Annotated in this window: 15 protein-coding genes; 5 read left to right on the top strand and 10 right to left on the bottom strand. The window is 66.3% G+C overall.

The features are described from left to right. Positions 1–22: 22 nt before the first annotated feature. From gspN to gspG, 8 genes are read right to left on the bottom strand one after another with little or no spacing between them, the layout of a single operon-like run. Complete coding sequence (gene gspN / locus HV753_RS06240) at positions 23–784, bottom strand: type II secretion system protein N (RefSeq protein WP_175173510.1); 762 nt, start codon at positions 782–784, stop codon at positions 23–25. Next, positions 784–1,371, bottom strand: coding sequence for a type II secretion system protein GspM (gspM, locus tag HV753_RS06235; protein ID WP_175173509.1), 588 nt, complete (start codon positions 1,369–1,371; stop codon positions 784–786). The genes gspN and gspM overlap by 1 nt, the downstream gene beginning before the upstream one ends. After that, entirely contained in the window at positions 1,368–2,375 is a 1,008-nt protein-coding gene (gene gspL / locus HV753_RS06230; protein ID WP_246288165.1) for a type II secretion system protein GspL, read from the bottom strand. Before gspL ends, gspM begins: the two co-directional genes overlap by 4 nt. Further along, a complete protein-coding gene (gene gspK / locus HV753_RS06225; protein WP_175173508.1) occupies positions 2,372–3,325 on the bottom strand; it encodes a type II secretion system minor pseudopilin GspK in 954 nt (317 codons plus the stop codon). The genes gspL and gspK overlap by 4 nt, the downstream gene beginning before the upstream one ends. Further along, complete coding sequence (locus tag HV753_RS06220) at positions 3,322–3,948, bottom strand: PulJ/GspJ family protein (protein ID WP_175173507.1); 627 nt, start codon at positions 3,946–3,948, stop codon at positions 3,322–3,324. Before HV753_RS06220 ends, gspK begins: the two co-directional genes overlap by 4 nt. Beyond that, positions 3,945–4,346 carry a type II secretion system minor pseudopilin GspI gene (gspI, locus tag HV753_RS06215; protein ID WP_175173506.1) on the bottom strand — a complete coding sequence of 134 codons (402 nt, stop codon included), beginning with the start codon at positions 4,344–4,346 and terminating at the stop codon, positions 3,945–3,947. Before gspI ends, HV753_RS06220 begins: the two co-directional genes overlap by 4 nt. Then, the gene (gene gspH, locus HV753_RS06210; protein ID WP_175173505.1) at positions 4,333–4,821 is read right to left on the bottom strand and encodes a type II secretion system minor pseudopilin GspH; all 489 of its coding nucleotides are present in this window, start codon (positions 4,819–4,821) and stop codon (positions 4,333–4,335) included. Before gspH ends, gspI begins: the two co-directional genes overlap by 14 nt. Further along, positions 4,793–5,221, bottom strand: a complete 429-nt coding sequence (gene gspG / locus HV753_RS06205; protein WP_175173504.1) for a type II secretion system major pseudopilin GspG — start codon at positions 5,219–5,221, stop codon at positions 4,793–4,795. Before gspG ends, gspH begins: the two co-directional genes overlap by 29 nt. 41 nt (positions 5,222–5,262) lie before the next feature. On the opposite strand from gspG, the gene HV753_RS06200 reads away from it, so the two are divergent. Further along, positions 5,263–5,493 carry a hypothetical protein gene (locus tag HV753_RS06200; protein WP_175173503.1) on the top strand — a complete coding sequence of 77 codons (231 nt, stop codon included), beginning with the start codon at positions 5,263–5,265 and terminating at the stop codon, positions 5,491–5,493. Positions 5,494–5,555: 62 nt separating this feature from the next. Here HV753_RS06200 and HV753_RS06195 read toward each other — a convergent pair whose 3' ends face one another. Further along, positions 5,556–5,999: a type II secretion system protein N gene (locus HV753_RS06195; protein WP_175173502.1), complete on the bottom strand. Its 444-nt coding sequence runs from the start codon at positions 5,997–5,999 to the stop codon at positions 5,556–5,558. Positions 6,000–6,196: 197 nt separating this feature from the next. Here HV753_RS06195 and HV753_RS06190 point away from each other — a divergent pair, with 197 nt between their 5' ends. From HV753_RS06190 to HV753_RS06175, 4 genes are all read left to right on the top strand, one after another. Continuing rightward, on the top strand, positions 6,197–8,170 hold the full coding sequence (locus HV753_RS06190) for a PhoX family protein (RefSeq protein WP_175173501.1): 1,974 nt from the start codon (positions 6,197–6,199) through the stop codon (positions 8,168–8,170). A 237-nt stretch (positions 8,171–8,407) separates the two neighbouring features. Next, positions 8,408–10,414, top strand: a complete 2,007-nt coding sequence (locus HV753_RS06185; protein ID WP_246288164.1) for an alkaline phosphatase family protein — start codon at positions 8,408–8,410, stop codon at positions 10,412–10,414. A gap of 21 nt (positions 10,415–10,435) precedes the next feature. Beyond that, complete coding sequence (locus HV753_RS06180) at positions 10,436–10,621, top strand: hypothetical protein (RefSeq protein WP_175173500.1); 186 nt, start codon at positions 10,436–10,438, stop codon at positions 10,619–10,621. A 35-nt stretch (positions 10,622–10,656) separates the two neighbouring features. Beyond that, positions 10,657–12,828 carry a phosphocholine-specific phospholipase C gene (locus HV753_RS06175; protein ID WP_175173499.1) on the top strand — a complete coding sequence of 724 codons (2,172 nt, stop codon included), beginning with the start codon at positions 10,657–10,659 and terminating at the stop codon, positions 12,826–12,828. A 3-nt stretch (positions 12,829–12,831) separates the two neighbouring features. Here HV753_RS06175 and HV753_RS06170 read toward each other — a convergent pair whose 3' ends face one another. Beyond that, positions 12,832–13,734 (bottom strand): LysR family transcriptional regulator, encoded by a 903-nt coding sequence (locus HV753_RS06170; RefSeq protein WP_175173498.1) that lies wholly within the window; start codon positions 13,732–13,734, stop codon positions 12,832–12,834. Positions 13,735–13,756: the final 22 nt, after the last annotated feature.

Here is a 13,756-nt window from a genome sequence, read left to right as displayed (position 1 = left end):
CGGCGTGTGGCCACGGCGCCGGCTACTTGCCGGTGCCGAACACCACGGTATCGTCCGAGCGCCGGCCCAGGGTGGACATCAGGCCATCCAGCGACGCGCGCTGGGCCTGCGTGGCGGACGCTGCGAACGTGGCCTGGCCGTCAAATTTCACGCCGCCGCGCGCATTCACGTTGCCTTGCCCCGTTACTGCCAGCAATCCGCTTTCGGTGCTGAGCGTTAGCGTCGCACCCGGCTTGCCGGTGCCCTGCACCCGCAGCAGATAGGTGCCGACCGGCGCAATCGAGGTCAGCGCCGTGCTGGCATTGCGCCAGCGCAGATCGGCGATGGGGCCGGACGGCAGGTCGCCGCCCAGGCGCAACGGCTGCCAGCTGATTTCCAACATGCCTTCGGGCGCCAGCGTGTTCCAGGGGGCGCCCAAGGCAGGCAGCACCGACGCGGGCACGCGCAGGGATTGCGCCGGCAACGACAGCCCCGTCCAGCCCACGCGGGCGCGCAAGGGCCCTTGCAGCCACGGGTGCGAGACTTCCAGCGCCATCGCATTCCAGCGCCATTGCCAGTGCACGGCTTGCGGCAGCACCCGCTGCGCACCCTTGGCGCCCAGTGCGATCCAGGCGCTGCCTTGCCACAAGGTGCCGCTGGCATCGGCCAGCGTCACCAGGGAGGTGTCGGATTGCAGGGCCAGCAGCCAGCGCGCAGGCAGCACGCTGACGGCGGCGGCCAGGGCACAGGCGCCACTGGCCAGCAGCAGGGCGGCAGCCCGCTTGTTGATTCGGGGCAGCGGCATCAGCGGGCTCCTGCCTTTTCCGGCAAGGCCAGCGTCACCTGGCCATTGACCAGGCCGGGCAACGGGCGGCCGTTGACGTTGGTGGCGCGGGTCAGTTCGACTTTGGGCGTGGCCAGACCCCAGTCTCGGCCCGCGCCATCCAGCCAGCGCAGCAGCGCGGATGACGGCGCTTCGTTCAAGCTCAGTTGCACGCCGGCGCCGGATTCCGGCTGCCCCAGCGTCCATGCGCCCGGCGGCAGGCCTGCGCGCTCCAGGCTCGCGCCCAGTTCCGATGGCGTGGGCAAGGCGGCCGTGGGCGTGGCGGATCGTTGACGCAGGGATCGGGCCTGGGTCGTCAGGTCGGCGACGGTGGCAGCCTGGGTGCGCAAGGCCGGCAGTTCAGCCTGAAGCTTGCGCATCGTGTTCAAGGGCGGTTCGATCAGGCCGACGAAGACGACGACCGCGCCCAGCAGGCCGGCCGCGCCCGCCACCAGCCGGCGTTCGCGCGGGGCCAGGGCTGCGTAGCGTTGGCGCGCGCTGGCCAGCGCGGGCTCCACGGGTTTGCGAACGGATTGCCAGGCGTGTTGCAGGCGTTGAATCAAGGTCATGGTTGCTTGCGCAGAATGCGCCAGGTGTTGTCGGTGTCGCCACGTTCCAGTTTCAGGCCCAACGCGGCGGCCTGTTGGATCAGCGCGGGCGTTTCAGAAACACGCTGGGCCTGTTCGCCGGTGTCGGCCAGTTGCAGGGTCAGCGCTTGGTCGGCATAGGTCAGGCGGGCGACTTTGTCTGCCGCGAAGGGCAGCGTCTGCGCGGCGGCGCGCGCCAGAGGCAGGAAGTCGGCCGCGCTGGCCGAGCCGCGATTGGCCTGCAACGCATCCAGGCCTTGCTGGGCCTGGCGGGCCGGGTCCAGCACCACGGGCAGCTCGGGGAAGGCCGCCAACACTTGCTGGCGCATGCCGTTCTTCAAGGCGTCGGCTTCGGCGGCCAGTTGTGAGGCATGAATGTTCAGTCCGGCGATCCAGACGACGGCCGCCGCCGCGCCCCAGCGCCAGACGGGCCGCCAGCGCGATACGCGGGCGGGCGCCAGTTGCGGCATGGCCAGCGACCATGAGGGCGAGGGCGCCCGCCAACGCGGGTCGGCCGGATCACGCAAGGGGGCATCGGATTCTGGCGCCAGGGTCTGCGGGGCGATCAGCGCATGCGCACGCAGGCCTTGCGCATTCAGCAGGCTCCATGCCCGGCGCACGGGTTCACGCGGCGCCCAGGCCAACGCGACCTTGCCGTCGGCGCCGCGCGGCCCGTGGCCGATCGCCAGCGCGTCCAGTTCGCTCAGCACCAGGGGTTCCAAGGCGCTATGGACCGCAGCCGCAAAGCGCGCGCGGGCGACGGCAGGGATCTGCACCTGGGTGGAGATCACGTCCGTGGGATGCAGCACGGCTTCACACGCCGCGTTCGGATAGGCATTGCCCATGGCCCGCAACGTCAACTCGCCCTGTTGCGCGCAATGGCCGCGCCGGTCGAACCAGGCAAAAGGCAAGGGCGAGTCGGCGCTGAATTCCTCCAGGGCCGGAAGCGCGATGCGCAGAGTGCGTGGCGTGGGGGTGTTTTTCAAGGGATTTCTCTTGTCCAGATCGTATCGGGGGCGGCCGGCGGGGCGCTGCGCACGAGGGCTTGCATGGATACGCGGGCGCGTTCGTAGACCACGGTGCCGCTGGCCATGAACCAGCCGCTGGCAGTGGTGACGGTGGGCGCGGGCGTGTCCACGCCGGTGCCGCTCAAGCGGTTGGCGAAGTCGCCGGCATTGTTGAACCAGTTGCCGCGGTCGCGCTCGCCGGTCATGGCGCGTGCCTGGCTGAGCGACAGGCCGGGCACCAGCGCGGCGATGACCTCGGCGGGGGCGGTGTTGACGTTGATGCTGGTGGCCACCGGCAGCACGGTCATCGTGCGGCGCATCTCATTGCGTGCGGGCGGTTCCAGCCCCAACTGGGCAGCGATCTCGTCCACGCCGCGCGGCAATGGCGCGCGTGCATCGGGTGCCGAAATGGGTTGCCCGTTTGATGATGACGGTGAGTCAGCCGACTGCGCCGGCGGCTGGGCCGCGGCGATGATGTCGATGATGTGCCCAGCCAGGGAGTCGGGCAACTGCTGCACGTTCAAGAGCCGCCGCAGCACCTTTTCCTGCTCGGGTTGCGGGACGCCGTTGCGGGCCAGGTTGCTCAGGTTGTATTTCCCCTGCTCGTCCTGCACCTTGCCGGAGAACACCGCCACGCGATCATCGCCTGGCCGTTCGATGCGGGTATCCAGCACGGGTGTTGCCCAGATCTGATCGCCCCGCGTGGTGGATTCGCGTTTGCCGTGATCGCGGATGACCAGCCGCGCCCAGTCGATGCCGCCCGCCAGCATCACGCGGGCCTGCACGCGGGCCAGTTCGTTTTCCACGCGGCGGGTGCTGGCGGTCTGACGCTGGAACAGGCTGGTGGTCAGCGCCGCCACGATGGCGACGATGATCAGCGCGCTGATGACCGCCGCGCCGCGCTCGTGGACCGAGGGGCTGGACTTCATGGCAGCTCCAGGATGCGGGTGTAGCGCTGAGGGGCGCTGGCGGAGCCGCGCTCCAGGGTGATCTCGATGCCGGTGGGGGCCGTCGCAAAGCTTGCATTCGCGTCCACCCAGCCGGTGCCGGGTATCCAGGCACGCACGCTCAGCGTACGCACCCCGGGCAATAGCAGCACGCCATTGACCGCGGCCGGTAGCGGGCTGCGCGGCGCCGCAGCGCCGCTGGCACGCCACAAGCCATCCGCCCGCACCTGCCATTGCACCCGCTGCCACAAGCCGTTGCCGTCAGGATCGGGCCGCAGCAGTTCCAGGGTCTGGCCGCCACTGGTCCGGCGCAGCAGCCGCAGGCCGCTGGTCAAGGTCAGCGCGTCCTTGCCTGCGGAATCAAAAGCGGGGCCGGTGTAGGAAAGATCCACATCGCGCCCCATTTGGCCCAGAGTGCGGACGATGGCGTCCGTGTCCTCGGCCTCTTTCTCGATCCAGTCGCGGGCGCTGGACACGCTGGCCAGGCCGCGCCAGGCCATCAGGCTGACCAGCGCCATCAAGGCCAGGGCCACCAGCACTTCGATCAGCGTAAAGCCGGCCTGGGTGGCCCGGGGGCGGCAAGGGGATGCGCGGCGCACGGTCATCGCAGGTTCGACAGCAGGCCGTCCAGCTGCACCAGCACGGTGTCCGGATGCGGGGACGCCGCGTCGTGGACATTCACCGAGACCTGCCGGAAGCTGCGGTTCATGGAATTGGTGAAGACCAGTTCGCATTGCAACGCGCGGCCGCCCTGCGGACAGGGCACCGTTTGCGAGCCCGCGCGCGGCAGCGCCTGTTCCAGCCGCAGTTGGGTCAAGGCGTTCTGCGCGGCCAGCAGCCCCAGCGTCTTGTCTTGCAAGGCGCGGTTGTTGGCCGACATGATGCCGGTTGCGCGCAAGGCGGCGGCCATCGCGACGGCGATGATGGCCAGGGCCACCAGCACCTCGATCAGGGTGAAGCCCCGCTGGCGGTTGGCGGGGCGGGGCGGTTCAGCGGATGTCATAGCGGCCGGCGGCATCGCGTTGCAGGGTGACGCTGGTGTCCCCCGAGCGCAAAACGAGCGTCATCGGAGCGGCAACCCATTCGGTGTTGAAGACCAGCGGGCGGTCGGGGTCCAGCCGCAGCTGGACCGCGCCCGCCTGCCAGGTTTGGGGGCGCAGCATCTCATCTTGTTCCAGGTGGTCGACGGGCACGGGCGTGTCTTCCTGTGCGCTGGGGCCGGGCAGGCGCCCCTGACGCTCAAACGACCAACCCTGGCCGTTGGCCAGCCAGCGGATAGGGCGCCCGTCGCTGCGGGCCTCGCTTTGCGCCACCGTGAAGGCGTCGGCCAGGCGCTGGGCATCGTTGCGCAGGCCGTTGTCGCGCTTGCCGATGGACAGACTGACCATGCTGGCCGCGATGGCCACGATCACCAACACCACCAGCACTTCCACCAGCGTGAAGCCGCGTTCAGAGCTCCCAGGAACCAATGTCGGCATCGCCGTTTTCTCCCCCGGGCTTGTTGTCGGCGCCGAACGAGAACACATCGATGTCGCTCTTGACGCCGGGGCTCAGGTATTGGTACGGATGGCCCCAGGGGTCATTGGGCAGTTTGTCCAGATAGCCGCGCCAGTTGTTGGCGCCGTCGGGTTTCTCTGCCAGCGCGCGCAAGCCTTGCGCCGTGGTGGGATAGCGGCCGTTGTCCAACCGATACAGTTTCAGCGCTTGCATGATGCCCGCGATGTCCTGGCGCGCGGCGACCTGCCGGGCCTGGTCGGGGCGGTCCAGCACGCGAGGCACGATCAGGGCCGCCAGGATCCCCATGATCACAATCACCACCATGATTTCGATCAGGGTGAAACCTTGCTGGCGGGCGAGCCCACGCGGTAACTGACGCACTTTGCAACTCCGGTCTTCAGTAGAAGCACGGAATTGTGGACATGAAATATGACAGTAATGCGTTGCCCCGCCGCCCGCCTGCTACCATGGCCCTTCTACAAGGAGCGGTAATGGCTACAAAAGAGAAGTCTTCGACTGGATTGGCGGCGTTGGTTGAAAAGGCGCTTCAACAGAAGAAGCAGGCTGCCGCCACCCAAAAGCCGGCAGGGTCATCCCTGGCAAACCTGGCAGGCCGCAAGCAAATGGGCCGACCGGCCGGCCGCAAGCGCTGATCGACGGGCGCTTGAAAGGAAGCGCCGCCGAATCCGCAGGCATTGCCACCACGCACTGACGTTCAATTCGCTTTTGCAATCCCCGCCGGCGCCGCCAACGCGGCGGGCGTTGCCAGGCGGTTCAATCTTCCCCCTTGCTCCACCGTCACGGCGTCGACCGTGATCTCGCGCAGCACGATGCCCGGGGCCACTTCGCCGCCTGCGCGATAAGCCTGCGGCGGGCCGCCATCCACGCTTAGCACGGCCGCGCCATCGGGTCCGGCCGCGATCAAGCCCAGCACGCTGATCTGTGTGCGCATCACTTCATCCTTCCCAAACCACAACGCCACCGGCGTGTTGTCGGCTGCGCGTGGCGCGGCGGCCGACACGGCGGGCGGCAGCGGGCCGGGGCGCGGCGCCAGCAGCACGGCGGCCCAGACGCCAAGGCCGGCGGCAAGCGCCAGCACGGCAAGGACGCGCAACGTGGCGGGCGCGGAAGGCGGGGAAAGGCGCAAGGAAAAAGACATGAGGGCCGTAGCGGATGCAGAAAGCGACGCGCCCGACTATAGCGGTTGTTCATGACAACACCGAGATAAGAAATTCCTCTTTGATTCAGCTTCCATACAGCTTTCTGTCACTGCGCTTACACGGCGCTTATCTAGCATGCGGGGCAACGCTCAACCCTTCCGGGCGAGCATCCATCCGATCCAACTGGGACACCCGCATGCAAGATACGAATCAAGCCAATCGCCGCCGACTCCTGAAGATGCTGGGAGGTGCGCCGATGCTGCCGATCGGCGGTGTCAGCATGGCTGCGCTGTTGGCCGGCTGTAATTCGAGCGACGACGACGATGATGGCGATGGTTCGCCCAACCCGAATCCCAATCCCAATCCGCCCACGACGCCGGTGACGTTCACGTCCGCCGCGTTCACGTCGATGCCCGCGCCGACGCTGGCTACGCCGGAACTGATGGCCCGCACGACCGTAAGCTCGGCGCTGGCCTTGACCTTCAGCGACGGCTCCAAGCGCAACGTCGAACTGGGTTACGAGTCCTTCTTCATGACCGGCGACAACGTGCCGGACGGCAAGGGCGGCACGATGGTCGCTGGCGGCTACTTCAACCTGGCTGGCGCACCCATCATGGACAACTCGGTGCCCGCCAAGGTGCGCCAGTTCTTCTCGAACTGTCCTGACGGCACGTCGTTGCTGGCGTTGTCCGAGCCGACCAAGGTCGCCGGCGTGGCAGGCAACGCGGTCTACGCCGTGGTGCAATTTGAATACCAGTCGATGGATCAGGCGGGCAACGATATGTACGGCCTGCTGCCGTCGCCGATCGCCGTGCTGACCCTGTCGCAAGACCCGAATACGGGCAAGCTCAGCCTGGTGAAGTACAGCAACGTGGACACCGCATCGGTGCATGGCCTGTGGATCACCTGTGGCGCCAGCTTGTCGCCCTGGGGCACCCACCTGTCCAGCGAAGAGTACGAACCGGACGCCACCACCGCCCGCACGACGGCGTCGTTCCAGACCTATAGCCAGAACGTCTACGGCGACCCCACCAAGGCAAACCCGTACCACTACGGCCACATGCCCGAAGTGACGGTGCTTCCCGACGGCACGGGCTCGATCAAGAAGCACTACTGCATGGGCCGCATCTCGCACGAACTGGTGCAGGTGATGCCTGACCAACGCACCGCGCTGATGGGCGACGACGCCACCAACGGCGGTCTGTTCATGTTCGTGGCCGATCGCAAGGCCGACTTGTCGGCGGGCTCGCTGTACGTGGCGCAATGGACGCAGACGTCGGGCACGGGCCCGGGCGCCGGCACGCTGAAGTGGATCAAGCTGGGCCATGCCACCAGCGCCGAAGTCAAGGAGTTGGCGGATCAGTTGGCGGCCGCCGACATCATGGACGTGCGCACCGCCGATCCGCTGGATGCCGCGTTCACCAAGATCCGCTACAGCGGCAAGGACAACTGGGTCAAGCTGCAACCGGGCCGTCGCCAGGCCGCGGCCTTCCTGGAAACGCACCGCTATGCGGCGCTGGTGGGCGGCACGCTGGCCTTCACCAAGATGGAAGGCACGACCGTCAATGCCAAGGACAAGATCGCCTACAGCGCCATGTCCCGCGTCGAATCGTCGATGATCGACGGCAAGGTCCCGGGCCTGAAGGTCGAAGCCAACTCCGCAGGCGCGGTCTACCAGCTGCACATGAAAGCAGGGCAGGTGGATACCGATGGCGGCGCGATCGACAGCGAATGGGTGCCGGTGGACATGGGCGCCGTGACGGAACTGATCGGCAAGCCGCTGGCCACGCCGGATGCACTGGGCAACACGCATGATGCCAATTTCATCTCGAATCCCGACAACCTGAAGTTCTCGGAAAAGCTGCGTACCTTGTTCGTGGGTGAAGACAGTGGCGGCCACGTCAACAACTTCATGTGGGCGTACAACGTCGACACCAAGGCCTTGTCGCGCTTGCTGTCGTGCCCGGTGGCGGCGGAATCCACCGGCCTGCAAGCCGTGGACGAGATCAACGGCTGGACCTACATCACCAGCAACTTCCAGCATGCGGCCGATTGGGGCGGCATCCACGCCGTGGTGCGGCCGACGCTTGAACCGCTGGTCAAGGCCAACTACAAGGACGGCTTCGGCGCATCGGTCGGCTACCTGACCGGCGTGAAGATCGGCGCCTGAGCGCGCCGGGCGGCGCGCGTCGCCACAGGCAATACGGGGCGGCCGCAAGTGCCGCTCCGGCTTCAGTTTTCGGGACCGGCTTGCCGGTCCTTTTTCATGGCCGGCGATCCTGCTTTTTTCGCAAAAGAATCCTGATCCGTCGATCAAGCTTTCTGCTCTTCGTTTCATGGCGCCTTCACGTTGAACCGCCACTATGTGCGCAGCGTAAAACCCTGTCCATGAAACGAGAAGACAAGCATGCAAGCATTGAATTGGAGAAGATGGTGCGCCATGTTGCTGGCTACCAGCGCATTGGCGGGCTGTGGGGGCAGCGACGATGACGAGGACACCCCGGTTCCTCCCACGACGCCACCGGTGACCGAGCCGGGCAAGCCGGCGGTCGAGAAGGTATTGTTCATTGGCGTCGATGGCCTGACGTACGACGCCATGCGCCGTGGCGTGGTCGACAATACCCTGCCCAACATCGGCCAACTGACCGTCACGCGCGCCTGGACAGGCGGCGTGACGGGTGGCGTCACACAACAGCCCACCCTGACAGTGCCCGGCTGGGCCACCTTGTTGACCGGCCAGTGGGCCGACGTGCACGGCGTGCGGTCCAACGCCACGGCCCAGGCCGTCAAGGCGCCCAGCCTGTTCCAGCGCGTGAAGACGGCGCACCCCGACGCCCGCATGGCAGGCGCCTTCAATTCGCCCTTGGTCGCCGGGCTGGTCGCCAACGACCGCGATGCCGGTTATCTGCAAGCCTTGACGGATTGCGCGGGCGTTGACGATTGCGTCGCCACGCAGGCACGCGATCGCATCACGGAAGGCTATGACGTGGTCGTGGCTCAGTTTGGAGCGCCGGCGCGCGCGGCTTCGGATAACGGCTTTGGCACGAACTACCAGGCCGTGATCCGCCAGACGGACGCTGCCGTGGGCGTCTTGACCAAGCAGATCGCCGACCGCCGTGCCGCGAATCCCAACGAGAACTGGCTGATTGTGGTGGCCACGAGCCATGGCTTGGGCAAGACGGGCGTGGCTGACGGCCTGCCGCTGTCGGCCAACAAGACCATCATGCTGGCGACGAACCAGCCGACGATCCTGGGCGGCACGTCGGATGATGCGTCGTTCGACGGCGTGTGGGACAGCAACTGGTATGCGCTGCCCAGCGCAGCCGATGTGGCGCCGACGGTGTTGGCCCACCTGAGCGCGTTGCCCGCTGCGGGCAAGTACGACATGGCCGGCACGGCGCTCTCGGAATCCCTGGCGCTGCGCCGCGTGGCCGCCCGCACGTCGATGGATAACAAGACCGTGACGCTTACCTGGATCCGCGTGGGCGAACCGGAAGGCGACATCGTGGTCAGCCGCGATGGCGTCGAAGTGGCTCGCGTTCCTGGCACCGCCACCGAATATGCCGACACGGGATATTCGTTCGATACCGAAGGCGTGCATAGCCTGAACTACACGGTGTCGGCGGGTGATGCCGTCAGCGCCACGCGCGCCACGGTGGTCTATGCCAAGCCCGTGCCGCTGCTGGCTTCGCTGCGCACCGGCCTGACGATGCTGTTCCCGTTTGAAGGCAATGTGACTGATGTGGCGGCGGGTGGCGGCGCGATCACGCCGTATGACGGCGTGCAGGTTCCGGCCTACGCCAATACCGGGATCTTCGGCAAGATGTTCCAGAACGAGCGCGGCTCGGCCGCCCTGGGCGCCTTCAAGCTGGACTACCCCGCAGGTCTGCTCGATACCTTGCAGGTCTTCACGATCGGCTTCTGGTACCAGTCCGACGGCACGGCCAACGACCGCTCCATCCTGGGCAACAAGGACTACAACTCCGGCGGCAATCCTGGCATCACCATCGCCCAGTGGGCCGGCCCCGAGCTGCGCTTCAACCTGGCGGGCGGCGGTTCGCGGGTGGATATCAACGGGGTCAAGTTCACGCCCAACAAGCCGGTCTACATCGCCATGACCATCGACAAGACGGCCAAGACCATGACCGCCTACGTCTATGACAAGGACATCGGTTATTCGCGCCGCTCGGTCGGCACGGGTTCGGTGAACCTGGCGCAAGTGGCTGGCGTGTTCGGCCCGCACATTGGCCTGAACGAAGACGGCCGCGGCACCTACGGCATCTGCTGCGCAGGCACCAAGGGCCCTTACACGATGAATTTCGATGACCTGGCCTTCTGGTCGCGGGCGCTGACCGAGGACGAAGTGAAGTCCCTGTCCATGTCCGGCAAGTCCGTTTCCGAACTGTTTCCCTGATGTTCCAAGGATAGAAAAACCATGAGCAAGTCCATGATCCTGCGCGGTTTCCTGCGCATCGGCGCGGTGCTGATGCTGACCGCCACCCTGGCCGCGTGCGGCGGCGATGACGGCGATGACGAGAAGCCCGACAACGGCGGCGGCACCGAAACGCCCACGCCCGTGCCGCCCACCCCGGTCAAGCCCGAATTGCGTTGCGCGCCTTGAGCCGCGCTCCCCTCAGATCCCTAGGAATAGCATCCGTGACGTCCGAAAAAGACCCGATCCACGCTGGCAAGCGCCGCTTCCTGCGCAATGCCGCGGCCTCGACCGCTGGCTTGACCGCGCTGTCGATGTTCCCCCCCGCCATCCGTCGCGCGCTGGCCATCCCGGCCAACAACCGCACCGGCACGATCAATGACGTTGAACACGTGGTCATCCTGATGCAGGAAAACCGCTCGTTCGACATGTATTTCGGCACCTACAAGGGCGTGCGCGGTTTTGGCGACCGCTTCACGATCCCGCTGCCGCAGAACCGCTCGGTCTGGGAACAGACCAACGGCACCCGCGTGGTGATGCCGTATCACCTGGACAGCACGCAGGGCAACGCCCAGCGCGTCTCCGGCACGCCGCACGATTACTTGGATGCGCAACTGGCCTGGGACGGTGGCCGCATGTCTGAGTGGCCGCGCTACAAGCAGAACCAATCGATGGGCTACTACCGCCAGAAAGAGGTGGAGTTCCAGTTCGCGCTGGCTGAAGCCTTTACCCTGTGCGACGCCTATCACTGTTCCACGCACGGCGGCACCAACACGAACCGCCTGTTCCACTGGACCGGCACCAACGATCCGCTGGCGCAAGGCAACGGCCCGTCCACCCGCAACCAATGGGACAGCCTGGGCGCGTCCACCACCGGCTGGACCTGGATGACCTATCCGGAACGGCTGCAAAAAGCCGGCGTCAGCTGGATGGTGTACCAGAACCTGCCCGAGAACTTTGGCGACAACCCGCTGGCAGGGTTCCAGCAGTACCGCCGCGCCAACGAGCAGGCCGGCAACGCCGCCAGCGGTGCGCCGTATCCGGCCTGGACGCCCAGCATGGACGCCGCCAACCCGCTGTACAAGGGCACGGCGAACACCATGCCCGACGGCGGCTTCCTGCAAGCCCTGCGCGACGACGTCAACAACGGCAGGCTGCCGCAGGTGTCGTGGATCGTGGCGCCCGCCACCTATTCCGAGCACCCCGGTCCTTCCAGCCCCGTCCAGGGCGCGTGGTACATCCAGGAAACGCTGGATGCGCTGACGTCGAACCCGGACGTCTGGAGCAAGACCGTCCTGTTGATCAACTTCGACGAGAACGACGGCTACTTCGATCACGTGCCGCCGCCTGCCGCACCGTCGCTGACTGACGAGGACGCCATGATAGGCGCCTCCACCGTCAACACGGATCTGGAACGCCACACGCACAGCTCGGCGCAGGATAAGTTCGACGGCCGCGTCTACGGTCCCGGCCCGCGCGTGCCGATGTATGTGGTGTCGCCGTGGAGCCGTGGCGGTTGGGTCAATTCCCAGGCGTTCGATCACACGTCTGTGCTGCGTTTCCTGGAAGCCCGCTTTGGCGTGGCGGAAGAAAACATCAGCCCGTGGCGCCGCGCCGTGCTGGGCGACATGACCTCGGCCTTCAATTTCGCCACGCCCAATGACGAAAAGCTGCCCGACCTGAACATCCTGACCCGCACGGGCGCGGACCAGGTGCGGGCCGACCAGCAGGCGCTGACCGCAGTGCCGCTGCCCGATCCCAGCACCCAGGCCAAGCCGGTGCAGGAGAAGGGCGTGCGTTACTCGCGCGCCTTGCCCTACGAATTGCACACCAGCGGCCGCAGCCAGCCCAGCACGGGCAACATGTGGCTGGTGTTCTCCAACACGGGCAAGCAGGCAGCGGTGTTCCACGTCTATGACCGTCTGCATCTGGACCGCATGCCGCGCCGCTATACCGTGGAAGCGGACAAGCAACTGGAAGGCAGCTGGGACACGGCGGCCGACGGCGGCAAGTACGACCTGTGGGTGCTGGGCCCCAACGGCTATCACCGCCAGTTCGCGGGTGATCTGGCCTTGGCGCGCACGTCGGAGCTGGACCCCGAAATCCGCGTCTGCTACGACATCGCCAACGGCGACGTCTATGTCAGCTTCATCAACAGCGGCAAGGACGCCTGCACGTTTGAAGTCACGCCCAATGCTTACTACAGCAACAACGAGCGTTGGACGCTGACCGTGCCCGCAGGCAATAAGGTCGAGCAGCACTGGGCCTTGGAGTCAAGCGGCCATTGGTACGATTTCACGGTGCGTCTGGCTGAAGACCCATCCTACCTGCGCCGCTTTGCGGGCCGCGTCGAAACCGGCAAGGCGTCGGTAACCGACCCGGCGATGGCGACTTGAGCCCTAGGCGGCGGTTTGCGGTTCGCGCGCCCGGAAGGCCGTGGCGCACGCTTCGCAGATCGCCGCCGTGATGCCCTGGCGCGCGTGCTCGCGCCGTTCAAGCATGCCGATGGCCCGCGAAAGCGGGCCTAAATCTTCCGGCAATGTCAGGATCCGCAGTTCCGGGCTGTGCTGCCAGTTGGATCCGTTGATCAGGGGCAGCAGGGTCACGCCCACTTCCTGCCGTACCAGTTCCACCAACGTCTCGATGGCGTTGAGTTCCAGGAATTCATTCAGCGGCACCGCCAGGCGCCGCAGCAGCCGGTCGATCTGCAAGCCCGTGCGCTGCGTGCGGTCAAAGCGCAGGAAGGGGTTGTTCGCCAATACCTGACGGGCATCCTTGCCCGCCGCCGAGGCCGGGGCGATCACGACCAATTGCTCTTCATATAGTGCGGTCCAGCGCGTGCTGGCCATCTTGCGGCCGGCTTCCACCAGGAATGCCGCGTCCAGTTCACCGTCCTCGACCTTGCCGGCCAGCTCGCTGGCCTTGCCCGACAGGATGCGCACGTCCAGCTTGGGATGCGCTTTCTTCAGCCCTGACACGACCTTGGACAGGGTTCCCATGCAGGACACGATGCTGCCCACCGAGACCGCGCCCGCCAGTTCGCCGGGCACGGTGCGCGGCAATCTCATTCGGTCGTATAAATCCAGTAAATGCTTGATTTCGGGTAGCAATTCCCGACCGGCTGCGTTAAGAATAGCCAGGCGGCCACTGCGGTCGAACAGTTCCCGGCCCAGTTCCGCCTCCAGTGAGCGCATCTGGAAGCTGACGGCGGCCTGGGTCAGGGCCACTTGCTCGGCGGCTTCGGAAAAAGAGCCGTGGTGAGCCACAGCCAGGAAAGTGCGCAAAAATCGGATGGTACTCATAAAATTTTCTTTTATGACGGAA

The sequence above is a fragment of the Achromobacter pestifer genome (assembly GCF_902859625.1).
GTDB classification, from domain to species: Bacteria; Pseudomonadota; Gammaproteobacteria; order Burkholderiales; family Burkholderiaceae_B; genus Achromobacter; species Achromobacter pestifer.
This window is presented reverse-complemented; position numbering and strand designations above follow the sequence as displayed.